General features: G+C 38.3%; 22 protein-coding genes. 17 read left to right on the top strand and 5 right to left on the bottom strand.

The window, feature by feature from the left end; all coding sequences use genetic code 11:
• Positions 1–65 precede the first annotated feature (65 nt).
• The gene (gene ribH / locus V7D82_RS06800) at positions 66–569 is read right to left on the bottom strand and encodes a 6,7-dimethyl-8-ribityllumazine synthase (protein ID WP_333600225.1); all 504 of its coding nucleotides are present in this window, start codon (positions 567–569) and stop codon (positions 66–68) included.
• A 73-nt stretch (positions 570–642) separates the two neighbouring features.
• A complete protein-coding gene (locus tag V7D82_RS06805; RefSeq protein WP_333600226.1) occupies positions 643–1,428 on the bottom strand; it encodes a tetratricopeptide repeat protein in 786 nt (261 codons plus the stop codon).
• Positions 1,429–1,605: 177 nt separating this feature from the next.
• Here V7D82_RS06805 and recF point away from each other — a divergent pair, with 177 nt between their 5' ends.
• The 12 genes from recF to V7D82_RS06865 all read left to right on the top strand — a co-directional run bounded on the left by recF (position 1,606) and on the right by V7D82_RS06865 (position 13,290).
• Positions 1,606–2,685 (top strand): DNA replication/repair protein RecF, encoded by a 1,080-nt coding sequence (gene recF, locus V7D82_RS06810; protein ID WP_333600227.1) that lies wholly within the window; start codon positions 1,606–1,608, stop codon positions 2,683–2,685.
• A gap of 42 nt (positions 2,686–2,727) precedes the next feature.
• A complete protein-coding gene (locus V7D82_RS06815) occupies positions 2,728–3,423 on the top strand; it encodes a thioredoxin domain-containing protein (RefSeq protein ID WP_333600228.1) in 696 nt (231 codons plus the stop codon).
• Between the two features lies 1 nt (position 3,424).
• Positions 3,425–4,099 (top strand): DUF2461 domain-containing protein, encoded by a 675-nt coding sequence (locus V7D82_RS06820; RefSeq protein WP_333600229.1) that lies wholly within the window; start codon positions 3,425–3,427, stop codon positions 4,097–4,099.
• Positions 4,100–4,105: 6 nt separating this feature from the next.
• Positions 4,106–5,173 (top strand): glycosyltransferase, encoded by a 1,068-nt coding sequence (locus V7D82_RS06825; RefSeq protein ID WP_333600230.1) that lies wholly within the window; start codon positions 4,106–4,108, stop codon positions 5,171–5,173.
• A gap of 2 nt (positions 5,174–5,175) precedes the next feature.
• The gene (gene asnB, locus V7D82_RS06830; protein ID WP_333600231.1) at positions 5,176–7,023 is read left to right on the top strand and encodes an asparagine synthase (glutamine-hydrolyzing); all 1,848 of its coding nucleotides are present in this window, start codon (positions 5,176–5,178) and stop codon (positions 7,021–7,023) included.
• A 42-nt stretch (positions 7,024–7,065) separates the two neighbouring features.
• Entirely contained in the window at positions 7,066–8,079 is a 1,014-nt protein-coding gene (gene murB, locus V7D82_RS06835) for a UDP-N-acetylmuramate dehydrogenase (RefSeq protein WP_333600232.1), read from the top strand.
• Between the two features lies 1 nt (position 8,080).
• On the top strand, positions 8,081–8,596 hold the full coding sequence (locus V7D82_RS06840) for a GNAT family N-acetyltransferase (protein ID WP_333600233.1): 516 nt from the start codon (positions 8,081–8,083) through the stop codon (positions 8,594–8,596).
• Positions 8,597–8,598: 2 nt separating this feature from the next.
• The gene (locus V7D82_RS06845; protein WP_333600234.1) at positions 8,599–9,213 is read left to right on the top strand and encodes an FMN-binding negative transcriptional regulator; all 615 of its coding nucleotides are present in this window, start codon (positions 8,599–8,601) and stop codon (positions 9,211–9,213) included.
• Positions 9,214–9,298: 85 nt separating this feature from the next.
• The gene (locus V7D82_RS06850) at positions 9,299–10,405 is read left to right on the top strand and encodes a glycosyltransferase (RefSeq protein WP_333600235.1); all 1,107 of its coding nucleotides are present in this window, start codon (positions 9,299–9,301) and stop codon (positions 10,403–10,405) included.
• On the top strand, positions 10,396–10,947 hold the full coding sequence (locus V7D82_RS06855; protein ID WP_333600236.1) for an RNA polymerase sigma factor: 552 nt from the start codon (positions 10,396–10,398) through the stop codon (positions 10,945–10,947). Before V7D82_RS06850 ends, V7D82_RS06855 begins: the two co-directional genes overlap by 10 nt.
• Positions 10,948–11,116: 169 nt before the next feature.
• Positions 11,117–11,929 (top strand): energy transducer TonB, encoded by an 813-nt coding sequence (locus tag V7D82_RS06860; RefSeq protein WP_333600237.1) that lies wholly within the window; start codon positions 11,117–11,119, stop codon positions 11,927–11,929.
• 134 nt (positions 11,930–12,063) lie between these two features.
• The gene (locus V7D82_RS06865) at positions 12,064–13,290 is read left to right on the top strand and encodes a serine hydrolase domain-containing protein (RefSeq protein WP_333600238.1); all 1,227 of its coding nucleotides are present in this window, start codon (positions 12,064–12,066) and stop codon (positions 13,288–13,290) included.
• On the opposite strand, the gene V7D82_RS06870 is transcribed toward V7D82_RS06865, so the two are convergent.
• On the bottom strand, positions 13,291–14,121 hold the full coding sequence (locus V7D82_RS06870; RefSeq protein WP_333600239.1) for a CvfB family protein: 831 nt from the start codon (positions 14,119–14,121) through the stop codon (positions 13,291–13,293). It abuts the gene before it with no gap.
• 121 nt (positions 14,122–14,242) lie between these two features.
• Here V7D82_RS06870 and V7D82_RS06875 point away from each other — a divergent pair, with 121 nt between their 5' ends.
• From V7D82_RS06875 to V7D82_RS06885, 3 genes are read left to right on the top strand one after another with little or no spacing between them, the layout of a single operon-like run.
• A complete protein-coding gene (locus V7D82_RS06875; RefSeq protein ID WP_333600240.1) occupies positions 14,243–14,737 on the top strand; it encodes an RNA polymerase sigma factor in 495 nt (164 codons plus the stop codon).
• A gap of 5 nt (positions 14,738–14,742) precedes the next feature.
• Positions 14,743–15,393, top strand: coding sequence for a hypothetical protein (locus V7D82_RS06880; protein ID WP_333600241.1), 651 nt, complete (start codon positions 14,743–14,745; stop codon positions 15,391–15,393).
• A gap of 40 nt (positions 15,394–15,433) precedes the next feature.
• A complete protein-coding gene (locus tag V7D82_RS06885) occupies positions 15,434–16,957 on the top strand; it encodes a glycosyltransferase family 39 protein (protein ID WP_333600242.1) in 1,524 nt (507 codons plus the stop codon).
• An 83-nt stretch (positions 16,958–17,040) separates the two neighbouring features.
• Here V7D82_RS06885 and V7D82_RS06890 read toward each other — a convergent pair whose 3' ends face one another.
• Positions 17,041–17,517 (bottom strand): hypothetical protein, encoded by a 477-nt coding sequence (locus V7D82_RS06890; RefSeq protein ID WP_333600243.1) that lies wholly within the window; start codon positions 17,515–17,517, stop codon positions 17,041–17,043.
• A gap of 87 nt (positions 17,518–17,604) precedes the next feature.
• On the bottom strand, positions 17,605–17,961 hold the full coding sequence (locus V7D82_RS06895) for a hypothetical protein (protein ID WP_333600244.1): 357 nt from the start codon (positions 17,959–17,961) through the stop codon (positions 17,605–17,607).
• A 149-nt stretch (positions 17,962–18,110) separates the two neighbouring features.
• Between V7D82_RS06895 and V7D82_RS06900 the strand changes: the two genes are divergently transcribed.
• Both V7D82_RS06900 and V7D82_RS06905 read left to right on the top strand, forming a co-directional pair.
• A complete protein-coding gene (locus tag V7D82_RS06900) occupies positions 18,111–18,641 on the top strand; it encodes a hypothetical protein (RefSeq protein ID WP_333600245.1) in 531 nt (176 codons plus the stop codon).
• Between the two features lie 51 nt (positions 18,642–18,692).
• Entirely contained in the window at positions 18,693–19,196 is a 504-nt protein-coding gene (locus tag V7D82_RS06905; protein ID WP_333600246.1) for a hypothetical protein, read from the top strand.
• Positions 19,197–19,694 lie beyond the last annotated feature (498 nt).

Here is a 19,694-nt window from a genome sequence, read left to right on the forward strand (position 1 = left end):
GCTAAAAATAAAAAACCTATTCACAAGGGAATAGGCTTTCATTTTATAGTATTTCGACAAACGATTTATGATAGCGGTTCGCCCGATTTTCTTCTCAACTCAGCCATTTTAATAGCGGCTATGGCCGCTTCAGTTCCTTTGTTCCCGTGAACACCACCGCTTCTGTCAATGGATTGTTGTTCGTTGTTATCGGTCAGTAAACAAAAAATTACCGGAACATCAGTTTGTACGTTCAAATCTTTGATACCTTGAGTCACCCCTTCGCAAACAAATTCAAAATGCATGGTCTCCCCTTTGATGACGCAGCCAATGGTAATGACCACATCTACTTCCTGCGTGACAATCATTCTTTGGGCACCGTAAACCAATTCAAAACTCCCCGGAACATTCCAGCGAATCAGGTTTTCCGGCAAAGCACCACAGTCTAATAAAGCGGCTTCAGCTCCGGCATATAGTCCGTTAGTGATATGATCGTTCCACTCTGAAACCACAATCCCAAACCGAAAATCTTTGGCGTCTGGAAGTGTACTTTTATTATAGTTAGACAAATTTTTATTTGCAGTTGCCATAGTTTTATTGTTTAAAATAAAAAAGGATTAAAGATACCATCCTTAATCCTTTTTCAAAATATTATTTTTCAATTTATTGTGCTAATCCAATCAAAGCATCAATTTGTTGTGCTTCCGGTGAAGCATCGTAATTGTCTTTGATATCGGTGAAATATTTAACCGCATCGGCTTTGTTTCCTAATACCAAAGCAGTTTTCCCGGCTTTCAATAAATATCTTGGTCTTGTAAAATCGTTTTTATTGGCATCAGCCGCTTTAAGATACCAATCTAAAGCTTCTTTTTGCTTGTTTTGTTGAGCATAAGCATCTCCGATGGCGCCTTTAGCCAAAGTGCTTAACATGATATCATCTGAAGAGAATTTCTCCAAACTTGTGATAGCTTCTGCATATTTTTTAGTATTCAAATAAGAAATACCTGCGTAGTAATTAGCCAAGTTTCCGGCATCTGTTCCGGCATATTCTTCAGCGATTTTCACTACACCAAATTTTCCTTCAGATCCTTTTAATACTAAATTGTATAATGAATCGGCTTTAACACCACCATCCACTGCTTTTTGAAAGTTTTGTTGGGCTACAAATAATTCTTCAGCTGCTTCTTGTTGGTTTGGTTCAGCAATAAATTTTTGATATAATAAATAACTAACAGTAGCCACCGCTACCACAGTAAGAAAACCTAAAATGTATTTTTGATTTTTAGCTACAAAATCTTCTGCTTTAGAAGCGGTTTGATCTAAGGTATCAAATGCTTTTGCCGTTGCGCTGTCTTTCTCGTCAACGTTTACATTTTCAATATAGTTATTATCTAACTTTACGTCTTTTTCTTTTGGTTCTCTATATCCTCTTTTGTTAAAAGTTGCCATTTATTTTAATTTAGTGTGCGCAAAAATAAAATTTTTATTGATAAATGAAAGCTATTTTTATCGATATTTTTGAATAATTTGCACCTCTTTACTTTATGGATGGAGATTGACACTTAAAAATGGAACATTTCGGCTCATAAATAAGGAGTTTAAACACTAATTTCAAACAAAACCAAATTGTTTTTAAAGCGAATTTCAGTACTCAATTACAAAAATTTTTCGGAAGCTACCTTCGAATTTGATGCCAAAATCAATTGTTTCGTGGGCAAAAACGGCATTGGCAAAACCAATATCCTCGACGCCATTTATCATTTGGCCAATGGGAAAAGTTATTTCAATCCGCTGGCAGTACAGAACATCAAACATGGCGAAGAGTTTTTTGTAGTGGATGGCGAATTCGAAAAAAATGACCGCTCCGAACAAATCTTGTGCAGCCTGAAAAAAGGCCAAAAGAAAATCCTGAAGCGCAACAGCAAACTCTACGAAAAATTCTCCGACCACATCGGCTTCATTCCTTTGGTGATTATTTCGCCAGCCGACAGAGACTTGATTGTGGAAGGAAGCGAAACAAGACGAAAGTTCATCGATAGCGTTATTTCGCAATTGGATAATTCCTATCTGCAAAAGCTTATTCAATACCAAAAAATCATCAGTCAGCGCAACGCCTTGCTGAAGTATTTTGCGTTGAATCATGTTTTTGAAAAAGATACCTTAAGTATTTATAATGAGCAATTGAACCAATTAGGACAAGCTATCTTTGAAAAAAGAAAGCAGTTTCTAAATGATTTCATACCGATTTTCAACCAATACCATCAGGAAATTACCAATTCTGCCGAAACAGTGCAATTGGTTTATCAAAGTGATTTATTCGAAAAAGACACGTTGACTTTATTGGAAGAAAACATTACTAAAGACAGAGCCTTACAATATACTTCGGTGGGCGTTCATAAAGATGACTTATCGTTTGAAATCGACAACTATCCGATTAAAAAGTTTGGTTCCCAAGGCCAGCAAAAGTCATTTCTGATTGCGTTAAAATTGGCCCAATTCGATTTTGTCAAAAAACAAAGCGGCGAAAAACCGATACTGTTGTTTGATGATATCTTTGACAAACTGGATGAATTTCGCGTGAGCAAAATAATTGAGATGGTCAACAACGAAGAATTCGGGCAATTATTCATTTCTGACACTCATCCGGAACGCACCGAAAACATAGTCAAAACCACCCATCAGAGTTATAAAATATTTACTCTTTAGTATTATCCAAATTTGTAATTTAGCGTCAAATTTTTGCAACACATGAAATCAAAATTTCTTTCCATAGTATTACTCTGTTTTCTATTCCTAAGCTGTCAGGGACAACAAGCCAAAGAGGTACAAACACTTGATGCTAAATCGTTTTCCGAAAAACTAAACAGCACTCCAAATGCACAAATAGTAGATGTCAGAACTCCAGAAGAATACGAGGGAGAACACTTGGATAATGCTGTTAATATGGATTGGTTTGGGGATGACTTTGCTAAAAAAGTGACTGCTTTAGACAAATCCAAGCCGATTTTTGTGTATTGCAAAGTGGGTGGCCGAAGCGCAAAAGCATCCAATAAATTAGCTGCACTGGGCTTTAAAGAAATATACAATTTAGATGGTGGCATCATGAAATGGAACGCCACAGGATATGGCAAACCATCCAGTAAAGTGGTAGGTATGTGTGATGAAGAATTTGATGTGCTGATAAAATCAGACAAAAAAGTATTGGTTGATTTTTATGCCGAATGGTGTGCCCCTTGCAAAAAAATGGCACCATATCTTATCAAAATGCAAAATGACATGAAAGGTAAAATGCCCATCGTAAGACTGGATGCCGATAAGAACAAAACATTGGTAACTGAGCTAAAACTGGATTCGTTACCTGTGGTTATTCTTTATGAAAATGGCAAAGAAGTGTGGCGAAACACCGGGTTTATTTCGGAAGAGGATTTAAAAAAACATTTATAAAATGATTACCAAAAAAGCGCTTCAGTTTTTAGCCGATTTAGTGGCCAACAACAATACAGATTGGATGCATGCCAACAAAAAAAGGTATGAAAATTACAAGAAAGACTATCACAGTTATATCGCCTCGCTTTTGGCTGAAATGAAACCTTTGGACAAATCGTTAGAGCCTTTGGAAGTTAAGAATTGTACCTTCCGCATCAATCGGGATATTCGTTTTTCTAAAGACAAATCGCCTTATAAAACCAATATGGGCGTTTGGTTTACCCAAAATAAATTCCGTAAAAACAGTCCCGGTTATTATGTTCATTTTGAGAAAGGAAACTCCTTTATCGCCGGTGGCGTTTGGTGTCCGGAGCCCGAGGAATTGAAGAAAATCCGCAAGGAAATTGCCTTTTTCCATGAAGATTTGGAAGCCATTGTCAATGATAAAAATTTCAAAAAAGAATTCAAAGAGCTCACTCGCGAAGAAGCCAATATGCTGAAAAAAGCACCAAAAGATTTTGAACCCAATCATCCGGCCATTGAATTTTTGAAACTGAAAAGCTTTACCGCTTCTGAAAAAATTGACGACAAACTCTTTACCGATAAAGATTTCAGTAAAATTGTGGCTCAAAAACTACTGGTGTTAAAACCTTTAAATGACTTTCTAAACCGCGCTTTAGAAACCGAAGACTAAACCCTGATGGCAAAAAAAAGAATTCTTTTTTTGGGAGAAACCTACCGCGCTGACGCTATTACTTGGATGAATGGTCTCAAAGAATTTGGCGATTTTGAAATTGTCACTTGGGAGCTCAAAAAAAGTAGCGTTGGAGTGAGTCGACTCAGACGGTTATTTGAATTGTTTCTCACTTTTTTCAAAATAAAAAAAATGACGCAATCGTATAAAGCCGATATGGTCATAGCCGAAAGAACCACCAGTTATGGATTTCTAGCAGCGCTAACCGGAATAAGACCGGTAGCAATTGCCCAGCAAGGAATTACGGATCTTTGGCCACACCATTCTCCTTTGTATCCTTTTAAAAAAATGTTACAGGATTACGCTTTCAAAAAGGCCGATTTAATCCATGCCTGGGGTAAAGTTATGTCGGATCATATGGAAAAAAGTAAGGTAGACATGACCAAAGTAATGGAATTGCCTAAAGGAATTAACCTGGAAAATTTTACTTTTAGCGAGACTCAAAACCTGAAATCCATTGAGGCCGTTGTTACCCGATCGCTCGAGCCGGAGTACAAACATGAGGTTATTTTAAAGGCTTTTGCCGAAATTAAAAAGAAAAATATTCCGTTTACCCTTCGAATCATTGGAGGCGGTAGTATGATGAAATCTCTCCAAAAATTAGCTATTGATTTAGACATACAAGATCAAGTGATTTTTAAAGGGCGAACTCCAAATACAAGAGTGGCCGAATTGTTGCAAAAGTCTAATTTTTACATCAGTATGCCCACTACAGAAGGCGTTTCAGCTTCTTTATTTGAAGCCATGGCTTGCGGTTGTTTCCCCATAGTAACGGATTTACCGGGCAACAGAAGCTGGATCAACAATCATGAAAACGGCATACTTATCCCAAATGGGAATGATAAAATTTTGGCTCAGGAAATCATCGAAGCTTTTGAAAGAGACATTTGGAGAAAAGCAGTAGTCGAAAGAAACCGAAAATTTGTAGAAGAAAATGCCAACTATATCATCAATATGAAGAAAATTGCAGCGGCTTACCATGAATTAATCACCCTAAAATCAAAAGCGAACTAACTATGTGTGGTATTAACGGTATTTTAAAATTTAACCATACCAAAGTTGACGAAAGCCAGCTCTTGAAAATGCGCGATGCCTTGGAGCATCGTGGTCCGGATGATGCCGGATTTTTTATCCAGGACAATATTGGTTTAGGGCATCGACGCTTGTCAATTATCGATACCAGTGCCGCCGGACATCAACCCTTTTTCTCTGAAAACAAAAGATATGTTATCGTTTTTAATGGCGAAATTTATAATTACAAATCCTTTTACAGCGAATTAAAAAGCAAAGGATTAACCATAAAAACAGGTTCTGATACTGAAGTTTTGATGATGCTGTTTGAACTTTACGGCCTGGAGTGTCTGAAAAGATTGCAGGGCATGTTTGCTTTCGCTATTTGGGATACTTTAGAAAAGAAATTGATTTTGGCGCGTGACCGAATGGGTGTCAAACCGTTGTATTACGCGTTTTATCAAAACTGTCTTTATTTTGCTTCCGAACAAAAAGCGCTGTTCACTGCCGGAGTTCCGCTGGAAATTTCAGAAAACGGCATGGATGAATATTTCTTTAACCGATTTGTGGCCGGCGAAAACACTTTGTACAATCGGGTAAAAAAATTACTCCCGGGACATTATATGGTTTTGGAAAACAATGGGTACACGACTTACAACAAATGGTGGAGTTTAAAATCAGAAATCGAAAATTTTCCAACCATTAAAAATCCTAAAAGTTGGTTTGAAGAAACCTTCTTTGAATCGGTGAGACTTCGTATGGTGAGTGATGTTCCTGTGGGAGTGCTTTTGAGCGGCGGGCTTGACTCCTGCTCTATTCTCTCCTCGTTATACCATCAGGATTTCAAAAACATCAATACGTTTAACATTGGTTTTGCCGAAGATGAACACAATGAGTCTTTTTTGGCCAAAAAAATTACCGAAGAATACAACTATACATTTAACAACACCCAACTTAACAACGAATCGTTATTTCAAAACCTGTTGGAATCCACTTATTACCAGGATGAGCCTTTGATGCACTTGAACGAACCGCATCTTTTGGCGGTCTCCAAAATGGCGAAACCCAAAGTAAAAGTGTTGCTTTCCGGCGAAGGTGCCGATGAATTGATGGGTGGTTATGTACGGTACAAGGCCTTAAAAAGTCCGTCTTTACTGAAAGTGATTTCGGGTTTGAGCTCGATAGAAAAATTCAGCAAAAGACCGCGCTACGACAAATTGTTGCGCTATTCCAAAATTCATAATGTAGATGATTTGGTTATCTTCAACGGTTCCAATGTGTACCCCGAAGACATTCAGGAGTTTTATGGAAGAGCGGATAAACCGTTCAACGGCTACCGCCACAGTATCTTAGAAGAAGCCAAAATATTATACCCCAATAATCCGCAACGACAAGCTTTGTATTTTGATCAGCATACATATATGTGCTCGTTGCTCGACCGAAATGACCGCTGTACGATGGGAACTTCTATCGAATGCCGAGAGCCCTTTTTAGATTACCGATTGATTGCCGGATTAGGAACGTTGGATGACAAGTGGCTATTCACCGGAAAAAAAGGAAAATTCATTCTCAAAGATACGATGAGAAGCAAACTTCCCGAAGAAATTATCAGCTTCCGGAAAATTGGGTTGAGCGCCCCGTGGAATACTTACCTGCTGGAATATCCGGCGTTTAAAGAAGAGCTGGATGCTTTTGCTACGAGTCCGATTTTTGAAATGAACTTTTTGGAAAATCTGGATGGTAAAAAATTAGTAGCCGAATTGCGCCAAGGAAATACCAAGCTTGTGCCTTATATCATGCCGATTTTCATGCTGCACATTTGGTACAAAAACTATTTTAAAAAATTCGTTTAAAAATCTTTGCTTTACTTTTGTGAAGTTCAATTTTGAAATACAATGACTATTCAAACCGATTTCTCTTTAAAAAAATACAACACCTTTGGCATCGAAGCTAAGGCCAGACAATTTGTAGCGGTGCATTCAACAGCCGAATTAAAAATCGTTTTACAGCAAAACCAAAACGAGAAAAAATTCATACTGGGCGGTGGCAGCAATATGTTGCTTACGCAAGACATCAACGCTTTGGTAATTCACATCGATTTGAAAGGCAGAAAAGTGCTCAAAGAAGACGATGATTTTGTTTGGGTAGAAAGCATGGCTGGCGAAAATTGGCACGAATTTGTATTGTGGACTATTCAGCAAAACTTCGGTGGATTGGAAAACATGTCACTGATTCCGGGCAATGTGGGTACTACGCCAGTGCAGAACATCGGGGCTTACGGCACAGAAATCAAAGACACTTTTGTTTCCTGCGAGGCGATGAATATTGCTACTCAGGACATGAAAACGTTCAGTAAAGAGGAATGTCATTTTGGGTACCGTGAAAGCATTTTTAAACACGAAGCAAAAGACCAATTCATTATCACTTCGGTAGTTTTCAGATTGACAAAACGCAACCATAAAATCAACACTTCCTATGGTGATATCACTAAGGAACTGGAAAAACAAAACGTAACAACTCCCACTTTAAAAGACGTCAGTAATGCGGTAATTGCCATACGTCAGAGCAAGCTGCCCGATCCGAAAGAATTGGGTAACAGCGGCAGTTTCTTTAAAAACCCTATTATTCCAAAAGTGGATTATGATAAGATTCATGCTCATCATCCTAATATGCCTCACTATGTGGTTTCGGAAACCCAGGTCAAAGTTCCGGCCGGTTGGCTGATTGAACAAGCCGGTTTTAAAGGCAAGCGTTTTGGCGATGCGGGAATTCATAAAAATCAAGCACTGGTTTTAGTCAATTATGGCAACGCCACCGGGCAGGAAATCTTAGCGGTTTCCAGAGACATTCAAGCCACTATTCTAAAGGAATTCGGTATTGCCATTGAAGCGGAAGTAAATGTGATTTAACATGAAACTAATACTGGAAACTGAACGTTGTTATCTCAGAGAATTGACTGTAAATGATGCTCCGGATTTCTATTTATTAAATCAAGACGAAGACGTTATAAAATACACTGGCGATAAAGCCTTTGCCAATATCGAAGAAGCCAAATCTTTTCTCCAAAATTACGACCAATATCAAAAATATGGCTACGGTCGTTGGGCGGTAATTGCCAAATCCAACGAAGCGTTTCTGGGCTGGTGCGGTTTAAAATATGCTCCCGATTTGGATGAAGTGGATGTGGGTTTTCGATTTTTTAAGCGCTACTGGAACCAAGGGTATGCCACAGAAACCGCTCAAGCTTGTCTTGCTTATGGCTTTACCACTTTACATCTCGACACCATCGTGGGCAGAGCCATGGAAGAAAATACAGCCTCAATTAAAGTCTTAGAAAAAATAAAGATGACCTTTGTCAAAAAGTTCAATTTTGATGTACACGACGGTGTGGTATATCAAATTCAAAATCCGACTAAACTCCAGTAATCATGTATATTCCGGAACTTTATAAAAACGAAAATCAGGAAGAAATTCAGCACTTCATCCATCAGAATGGCTTTGCGGTTTTGATCAATCAAACGAATGGAAAACTTTGGGCCACCCATATTCCGTTGGTGTTGGATCTAAATGAAAGCGGAAAACAGATTCTAGTTGGACATGTTTCTAAACTGAATCCGCAAGCCGAAAGTTTCAAAACCAACGACGAAGTTTTAGCAGTATTTTCGGGAGCGCATGCTTACATTTCTTCCTCTTGGTATGACCATGAAAACGTACCTACCTGGAATTATCTGGCCGTTCATGTGTATGGAAAAGTAACAATCTACAATCACGAACAAGCCGTTAATTCGTTGAAAAAACTAGTTGACAAGTACGAAGCCAAATCGGAAAAACCGGTTCGTGTGGAAGCCTTGTCCGAAAAGACGATGCGCGAAGCCCGTGGTATTATTGCTTTTGAAATTGAAATTACAGCCATAGAAGCTCAAAAAAAATTATCGCAAAACCGTGACGATAAAAACTACAAAAATATTGTTTCCGAGTTAGAAAAAACCAATGACAATCAAGCTATTGCTGTGGCTAATGAGATGAAAGAGAACCGAAAATAAGCGGTGTAAAATTTCATCTTTCTTCATTCGAAGTTCACAATTGATTTTGTACATTTGCAGACCTTTTTAAAGTCGAAAAAGCCCTATGTTACTAACTCTATTCTGTCTATTTATTGCCGTAGTTGTTGTTCAATTCCTTTATTATATTGTAGTTTTTGGTAAATTTTCTTTTGCTAAACCACAAACCGTTACGCCCAAAAGAATTCCGATTTCGGTAATTGTTTGTGCTAAAAACGAAGAAGAAAATGTCAAAAAGTTTGTACCATTATTGGCCGAACAAAACTACGCTACCTTCGAAATCGTATTGATTGATGATGCTTCGAGCGATAATACACTGGAGCTTTTTGAGGAATTTGAAAAGCAATATCCGAATGTGAAATTGGTCAAAGTAGAAAACAACGAAGCCTTTTGGGGCAATAAAAAATTCGCTTTAACCCTTGGTATCAAAGCCGCCAAATACGAATACCTGCTATTTACTGACGCCGATTGCTATCCTACTTCCAAAGATTGGATCACTTCGATGAGTTCGCAGTTTACCACTCAAAAAAGTATCGTTTTGGGATATGGAGCTTATGACAAGATTCCGAATTCCTTCCTAAATAAAATCATTCGTTTTGAAACCTTATTGACAGCTACTCAATATTTTTCTTGGGCCAAACTAGGTAAACCCTATATGGGTGTTGGTCGCAACATGGCGTACCGAAGAGATGAATTTTTCAAAGTGCGTGGGTTTATGGATCATATGAAAATCCGTTCGGGCGATGATGATTTATTCATCAATCAGGCGGCGACCGGTGACAATACTACCATTTGCTATTTACCGGAAAGCTTTACTTATTCTGAGCCTAAAACATCTTTTAAAGATTGGTTTACCCAAAAACGTCGCCACGTATCGACTGCCAAGCACTATAAAATGTTCGACAGAAACCAATTGAGTCTTTTCTATGCTTCGCAATTGTTGTTTTTGTTATTGCCGATTATCTTATTAGCTTTTCAATTTCAATGGATTGCTGTGGTTAGTATTATTGGTTTCCGTTATATCTTTGCCTGGATAAGCATGGGGTTTGCTGCCGGAAAACTAAAAGAAAAAGACGTAATGTATTGGTTTCCCATCATTGAAATCACTTTGATTTTTACCCAACTGAATGTTTTTATCACCAATACCTTTTCAAAACCGGTACATTGGAAATAAACAACTACATAGAGAAAGCTAAGAAAGGTGACCAAGTAGCGTTTACTTTTTTGCTCGACCATTATTGGAACGAAGTATACGGATTCATGCTCAAACGCACCGAAAACGAAACCGATTCGGAAGACATTACCATAGAAACTTTCTCGAAAGCTTTTGACAAAATTGCCACTTACAATCCCGAATTTCAATTCAACACCTGGCTGATTGCCATTGCCAAAAATGTGCACATTGATTTGCTTCGCAAAAAGAAATCTACACTCTTTGTAGAAATCACAGATGAGGAAGATCAGCAGGCTTACAATGTAGCTGATAGTTCCCCATCGGCAGAAGACGACTTGATCACCGAACAAAACTTATCGCGTTTATTGCAATTCATCAAAGAACTGAAACCGCATTATCAGGAAGTTATCCAACTGCGTTACTTTCAGGAAATGAGTTATCAGGAAATTGCCGAACAGCTTGGTGAACCTTTGAGCAACGTCAAAATCAAACTGCTTCGCGCCAAAAAACTCTTGGCAGAAATCATCGAGAGCACAAAATAATTTTTCTTTTTTTAAAAAATTTCTTTAGCGCTTCCCAACCTTTTAGGGAAAAACATCCTCTATATCTATAAATATTTAACATTATTTATACTATTTTATCATTTGTTGCGTTATATACTTAAACACCTCGCTTATGTAGTATAAATACTTAACTCTAAAACAATTTTTTATGTCAAACGTTAGTATTTATGACAAAAACTGGATTGATCTGGTTTTTGAAGACAGAAACAAAAAATATGGTGCCTACCAATTGCGTCAGGAAAATGCCAGAACTACTTTTATAGCACTGTTGAGTGGTGCTTTACTCCTGTTATCCATTATCGGTTTGGATTTATTGCTTTCTTCTTTTGCGGATAAACCTGATAATGGCGGCATTGTCATCTGTAATCTTCCCTTAATCAGACCGGTTACCATAAAACCGGAAACGGAAGTAAAACCGGTGAAGCCTATAGCTACCAGAGCCAAACCTCAGCAAACCACTGAAAAACCAAATCTTGATCTTTCCCATATGGTCGTGGCACGTCCTGATGATGCTGTTGATGTGCCTGCCAATGACCACATGGATAACACTCCTGTAACAAATCCGAGTCCTAATGGCGGAAACGGAACTGATGTTTCTCCAATCACAACACCAACAGCTCCGGCTGAAAATCCGGGTACAGATGATGCTACTCCGACAGTTTTGTTAGACAAACTCCCTGCTTATCCGGGCGGTATTAATAAATTCTATGAATATATTGGCTATCATTTTGAGAGACCTGAATTAGACGCTTCAACGGTTATCACGGTTTTAGTCTCCTTTGTCATCGAGAAAGACGGCAGCATGACCGACGTTAAAGTACTGCGCAACCCGGGTTATGGGATGGACAGAGAAGCGGTCAGAGTTTTAAATTCGCTTAAAACCAAATGGACTCCGGGCATTAAAGACGGCGAAAAAGTGAGAACCTTATACACGCTTCCCATCAAAATTAAATCGGAATAAAAAACAAGCCACTCTACGAGTGGTTTTTTATTTGATAATTATAGCCTTTAAAGTTTTAACTTTAACACTTATTTAGAACCTAAAGGTTTTTATTTACGGCAAATAGTGTTATTATTGCAAGACTTATAAGTGTTATGAAGATTACTCTAATCACCTTCTTTTTATCGTTTCTTTTCTATTTCTCGAGCCCAATGGCCGGAATAGGACAATTGTTTTCGAAAGAGAAAGTCGGAGAAGATAGTACCTTGATCACTTCTCCGTTTCCGGTAAAATTTGGCCCCATCTCCGAAACCTATATCACTGAAACGAAACGCAAAATAGATTCGTTTTACCAAAAGAACATCAATTCTCCTTATTACAGTGGTGGTTTTATTGTGGTTAAAAACGGCCACATTCTTTATGAAGATTATAAAGGCTATGCCAACACTAAAACCGGCGAAAAAATAACCGCGGCAACTCCAATTCATTTGGCTTCGGTAAGCAAAGTATTGACCTGTACTGCTGTCTTGCGATTGGTACAACAAGACAACATCTCGCTCGATCAAAAAGTCACCGATTGGCTGCCAACGTTTCCTTATAAAAGCACGACAATCCGAACCTTACTCAATCACCGAAGCGGTTTACAGCATTATGCCAACTTTCCAGGATTGATGAAAAAAAGATGGAATAAGAAAAAAATACTGACCAATCAGGATGTTTTTGATTTATTAGTGGAAAACAAATTCCGATTGGTTACACCCAATGATACTCATTTTGATTATTGCAATACCAACTATGTGATTTTGGCGTTGATTATCGAAAAAGCTACCGGTTTAAATTACCGAAGAGCTATGCAGGAATTGGTCTTCAAGCCACTGGGAATGACCAATACGTATGTTTTCAACTATGATACCGACAGAGAGACGGCATCCAAATCCTACCGGGGAAATACTATTTTTCCTTGGGATCAATTTGATGCCTTGTATGGCGATAAAAATATTTACTCCACACCAAGAGATTTGGTGAAATTTGATTTGGGTACTTACTCTCCCGATTTTATAAAACCCGAACTGTTGCAGGAAGCTTATTTTGGGTACAGTGCCGGCCATGTGGCCAAACCCATTAAGGATTATGGTTTGGGCATGCGCATGCGTTTTTTACCGCCTACCGGAGAAAAAATGATTTATCATAATGGATGGTGGCACGGCAACAATACGTCTTTTGTTCCTGTGAAAAAAGATACCGTTACGGTGGTGTGTTTAGGAAATAAATATTCGAACAGACCTTACTCGACTTTAAGTATGGTGAGCAGTCTTTTTTATAAAAAGAAAACGGCTATAGAAACGCCTTTACCAACGGCAGAACCCGAAGGTGGCGAATAATTATTCTTTGATTAAATAAATGCCGTCGTCTTTGATTTCGATAAGCTTGTCTTTGTAGAGGGATCCGATAGCTTTCTTAAACGTTTTTTTACTCATCTTCAGTACCGTTTTGATGTCTTCCGGATGGCTGTTGTCGTTTAATCTTAAAAAGCCTCGGCTGGCTCTTAATTCGCTTAGTATTTTTTCGGCATTCGGCTCAATGTTTTCGTAGCCTTGTTTTTGCAGCGAAACATCTATTTTATGATCAGGGCGAATGGTTTTGATGTATCCGGTCAGTCTGTCTCCCAAACGAATATCGTCATACACTTGGTCTTTATATAACAATCCTTTGTGAATATCGTTGATGATAACATTAATCCCTAAATCGGTGATGTGCGAAATGATTAAATCCACTTCATCGCCTTCGGCCACGGTTAAATTCTCATTGCTCAAAAACTGATTGGTTTTGCTCGAAGCCATTATCCTATTCGTCTTTTCGTCGATGAAAGCAAAAACCAAATACCGCTTTCCTTTTTCCATTGGTCGGGCCTGTTCTTTGAACGGAACGAATAAATCTTTCTCCAATCCCCAATCTAAAAAGGCACCAAATTGGTTGATGTAATTCACGCGAAGCAAACCAAACTCATCCATCAGAATATAAGGTTCCAAAGTAGTGGCTACCGGTCTTTCTTCGTGATCCAGGTAAACAAATACAATTAACTCATCGCCAATGGTGTATTCCTTCGGCACATATTTTACCGGAAGTAACACATCGTCTTTGCCATCGGTTAAAAATAATCCGACTTTGGTTTCTCTGGCTATGGTAAGTGTATTGTAATGCCCTATATTCATGGTGTAAGCTTCTTAATTTTTGCACTGCAAAGATAGGTAAATTAGAAACTTGAAATTGCATTTTAAAATATGTAGTTTTGTTGGGTGTAACAAAAACAACACAATTTACACTAACTAGGCTATGAGTGAAAACTTAGAACAATCATTTGTCAAGCAGCTAAAGGAGAACCAGAACATCATCCACAAGATATGTCGGTTGTACACCAATGGCGAAGATGCGCACAACGATTTGTTTCAGGAAATTACCATACAGCTTTGGAAAGCGTTCCCCAAATTTAGAGGTGAATCTAAATTTTCAACCTGGGCGTATCGCGTGGCACTAAACACGGCCATAACGCTTTACCGAAAAAGCACCCGCTCGGTGGCCACCATCAGTTATGAAGGTCAAAAACATTTCTTATCACAGGAAGACTATAATTTTGAAGAAGAAGAACAAATCAAATTGATGTATCAGGCCGTGCATCAGCTTAATGATATTGAAAAAGCTTTGGTGTTCCTCTATTTAGAAGACAAAGACTATACCGAAATATCGGAAACACTGGGGATTAGCGAAGTGAATGCCAGAGTTAAAATGAACAGAATTAAAGGAAAATTAAAAAAAATATTAAATCCCTAAGGATTATGGAAGAGTTGGATTTACTAAAAAAAGCCTGGCAGAAAGACACCCATTCTTTTCAACAGGTTTCAGAAAATGAGATATACAGAATGATTCATAAAAGGTCGTCTTCCATTGTAAAATGGATTTTGATCATCAGCATACTGGAGTTTGTTTTTTGGAATGTCATCAGCGTTATGTATTTAGGCGACAGCTATATTCGAAAAAAATATGGCAATGAAATCTTTGAATACATTCGCGAGATTAACACCATTTACAACATCATCAACTATACGGTGGTAGCGGTGTTTATTTATTTGTTTTACCGAAACTACAAACGCATTTCGGCCACCAAATCGACTAAACAATTAATGAGCGACATCCTGAAAACCCGCAAGACGGTTATTTATTATGTGTGGTTTAATATCGTGTTTTTTGTGGTGGGAACCTTGGTTATCCTCTATGTACAACTGAATTACGATTCGAAATTTGCCTCGCTGATGCAACGAATTCATAACGACACCGGCTATATGGTGTTATGCAAATCCTTAGGAATCGTGTTTGCATTTATGTTGCTGATTGTCATCGCCATTTGGTTGTTTTACAAACTGATTTACGGCATACTGTTGGGCAAACTCAGCAAGAATTACAAAGAATTACAGAAAATAGATTTATAACATGAAAGTCCCGTTTAGGGACTTTTTTGCAGACCTACCAATGACAAAAAAGACTTTACTATTATTGGGTTTTATTGTGCTGAAATTTATACTGCAATATGCTTTAATCAGCCCATCGTATGATTTGCACAGAGATGAATACCTGCATCTTGACCAAGGGAACCACTTAGACTGGGGCTATATATCGGTCCCGCCTTTTACTTCCTGGATTTCTAAACTGATTTTACTTTTAGGGAATTCCGTGTTTTGGATTAAGTTTTTCCCAGCCTTATTTGGTGCCTTGACCCTCTTCATCGTATGGAAAACCATTGAATCCTTGCGCGGGAGTTTATTTTCCTTGATATTAGGTTCTATCTGTATACTGTTTTCTGCTTTGTTGCGACTCAATTTATTATACCAACCCACTTCTTTCGACGTGTTGAGCTGGGTTACGTTTTATTACATCGTCATCCGGTATTTACAGACGGAAAACATCAAATGGCTGTTTGTTGGAGCGGTTGTCTTTGCGCTGGGCTTTCTCAACAAATACAACATCCTATTTCTGCTTCTCGGCCTTTTACCTGTCTTATTGTTAACCAAGCACCGCAATGTGTTTGCCAAAAAACAACTCTATTTTGCGCTGCTCCTGGCATTCGTATTAGTTGCGCCTAACCTGTTCTGGCAATACAACAACCATTTTCCGGTAGTGCATCACCTTAAAGAATTGGCCGCTACACAATTGGTGAATGTAGATCGATGGGATTTTTTAAAGCATCAAGTGTTGTTTTTCATAGGCTCGTTTTTTGTAATCATTTCAGGCTTAGTTGGGCTACTGTTCTATAAACCTTTCCGGAAATACCACTTATTTTTCTTTTCCTTTTTTCTAACCCTTATTGTCTTTATCTATTTCAAGGCCAAAGACTATTATGCGATAGGCTTATACCCTATTTATATTGCATTTGGTGCTGTCGCTTTGGGCGAATGGCTAAAAACCGGATGGAAAAAATATTTGAAACCGGTAACTATTGCTATACCACTACTGCTTTTCATTCCGATTTATAATATTGCTTTCCCTAATAAAAGTCCGCAATACATAGTGGCACATCCGAAAACGTATAAAGATTTTGGACTGCTGCGTTGGGAAGACGGAAAAGACCATACTTTACCTCAGGATTTTGCGGATATGCTCGGTTGGAAAGAACTGGCAGCCAAAGTAGATTCGGCTTACCTGAAATTACCTAATCGGGACAAAACCCTTATCCTTTGCGATAACTATGGGCAGGCAGGTGCCATAAATTATTATACCCAACAAAAAATACAAGCCGTTTCTTTTAATGCCGATTATATCAATTGGTTTGACCTTACCAAAAAATATGAAAACATACTGCGCATCAAAGAAACCACGGGAAGCCAAACAGAACTACAAGAGACTTCCCCCTTTTTTAAAACGTCAGCCATAGGTGGTGCTATCACCAATCCCTATGCCAGGGAATTTGGTACGACTCTATTCGTTTTTACAGGAGCCCAAATAGATATCAATAGCAGAATAAAAGCCGAGATACAAGAACATAAAGACTACCGTTAGGTTTTTGCTTTCCTTCACTCGAAGTGACGGCACAACATGTTTTTTCATAAAAAAAGCGGCTCATCGGCCGCTTTTCTTTTGCATTACAAATACTTGTGTATAAGCTGTTGCCATTCTTTGGCCAGCTCCATTTCCTCATAGCCGTATACCGGAACCAGGTAAGGTCTTTGGGCATCGTGAAAGAGCAAATCGTTTCCTTGGCTGATGCCGGTTTTGGCAAAAAAGATCCATTCTATTTTTTTGATAAGATTGGCTTTGCCGGGTGGGTTGCCGGTGGCTATCGCACAGCCTTTGGTTTGCTCCAAATCCCGAAAAGCCACGAACGGCTCGCTAAGATTAAAATCAATAAAAAGCAGCCCGCGATTCTTGGGGTCAATCGCGAGGGCTTTTCGGTTTTGTGAAGCTATGAGTTCAAACCGATAACGGTTGTTTTGACTGTATTGGGCAAAAAGGGAGTCTATTTTCTTTTGGTTTATTTTTTTAGGTTTTAAAACAAAATAGAGCGGTATGCATACGATTAAAGCGAGTATGATACCAATGATAATTACGGATGTATCCATGAGTATATATTTTTTTTGAATAAATAGAAGATCGCCACCCTACAAGGGCGCGATGATTTTTAAAACGGCAGTCGAAAGACTACTATTCTACCAAAAAAAATGATACGGAAACAAGAAGTGCGACACGCTTTCGCAACGGTCAGCATCTTGAACTAGCAGTACGGTGGTGCCTTTATACCCTAAAATTAAACGGAGTTTTTCGTCATACTGTAACACAGCACAACCCAAAGGCAGCGGAGTAACCGAATGCTCAGAAAGTACTCGGGAAAAAGTTTGCGGCTGCAGCAGATCTTTGGAAAGGGAATATCCGGCTTTTAAAAAGGCTTCTGTCTGAGTGTCCTGAAGGTGTTTATCAACGGCAGGCGTTTTGGCCACTACCAGATTGCTAAAGCACAACAGCAGTACCCAAAGTTTACTAAACGCTATACATTGTTTTACAGACATGCGGCAAAAATAAAACTTTTTTAATCCAAAACATGGTAAAATAACGTTAAAAGAGCTCGCAATTTTAAATCAAAATTTTGTCATTACTTTCATTTATAATAGCTTTACACAATACCGAAACCAATAACAACCCTATAAACCGTCACCCAATGCAAGATTTTTTAATAAAACTAAAACTGATTGACTATTTAAACACCACACTATCCATTAGCAAAACCGAATTTGCAAAGCGCCTCTCCCAGATTACCGAGCGTGGCAATCCGAATATGCTTTTAAATCCGTTTGAGGCTTTCAGTACGGATTCCCGTTTATTTAAAGGATTGGTATCGGAAACGGGATTTAAGCTTAGAAGAAAAAGACAATTCTTCACCTACAACAGTACGGTGGCTCAGGCTACCGGTACCCTGTCCGAAGTGGATGGGAAGCTCATCATTACTACAGAAATAAACGGGTATAACTCTTACTTTAAGATATTTTATTTCTTTTTGGTTATTTTTTATGTCGGGTTCATTTCCATTTGTATGGTTACCGATAGCAGTTTTCCTTTTCCCGTACTCCCATTTATTGTGCTGCATGCCGGTTTTATGTTTTGCATTCCCTACTTCATCATGCGACGGGGAGTGAGACAACTGAAACACGATTTGGACCGCGAATTTTTCTTCCTGACTAGAAACAGCTAAGGCACTAGTGGGGCGTAATTAAAAAACTCTCGAATACTAAATCAAAAACCAATGCCGTTGACTTCAAAATCATATTTATTTCCCTTACTATTTTCATTTCTCGGAATTTTATTTTCTCTTTTCTGGATACTAGCTTTCACTCATTTTGTTATTTTCGGAAGCGACTTTAGCTTAACAAATCTTATTTTGCTGCCTGTTTTACTTATCCCTCTTTGGATACTATATGTTTTAGAAGGGTTTTTAAATACCCTTACATTCACAAAAGAGGGAGTTATCATTTACAAAATGCTCTTCTTAAGATACAAATGCATTCATTGGAAAAGCTTAGATTATTCTTTTGAAACTACCGAAAGTGGAAAAGGCAGCAACAGTCAAGTTATATACTTAGTAAAAAACAAGAAGTTAATCATGAGAATTTCGGATGTTAATTATAAAAATTATTTTGACATTTATAATTATATTAATTCGAATATTGAAAATAAGGGAACCCTAAAATTAACCCTTTTTGACTCTTTTAAATATTTTACGAAAGGGACAATTCCTAAACTACCTTAATCCTTATAAAATACTTCTATTTTCTCGAAGTGACGAAATACAACCTACCCCCGTCAGTTCGAGTGGTTTTTGTGTAACGCAGTGGAACAAAAATTGTATCGAGAACCTCATCCTGACAAAAGCTTCTCGATACATCCCGACAAGTCGGGACACTCGAAGTGACGATATACAACCTACCTCCGTCAGTTCGAGTGGTTTTTGTGTAACGCAGTGGAGCAAAAATTGTATCGAGAACCTCATTCTGACAAAAGCTTCTCGATACATTTTGAGCAAAGCTCAAAACACTCGAAGTGACGATATACAAACTACTCCCGTCAGTTCGAGTGGTTTTTGTGCAACGCAGTGGAGCAAAAATTGTATCGAGAACCCACTCCTAACAAAAGCTTCCCGATACATTTTGAGCAAAGCTCAAAACACTCGAAGTGACGATATACAAACTACTCCCGTCAGTTCGAGTGGTTTTTGTGTAACGCAGTGGAGCAAAAATTGTATCGAGAA

The sequence above is a fragment of the Flavobacterium sp. genome (genome assembly GCF_036741995.1).
Taxonomy (GTDB): Bacteria; Bacteroidota; Bacteroidia; order Flavobacteriales; family Flavobacteriaceae; genus Flavobacterium.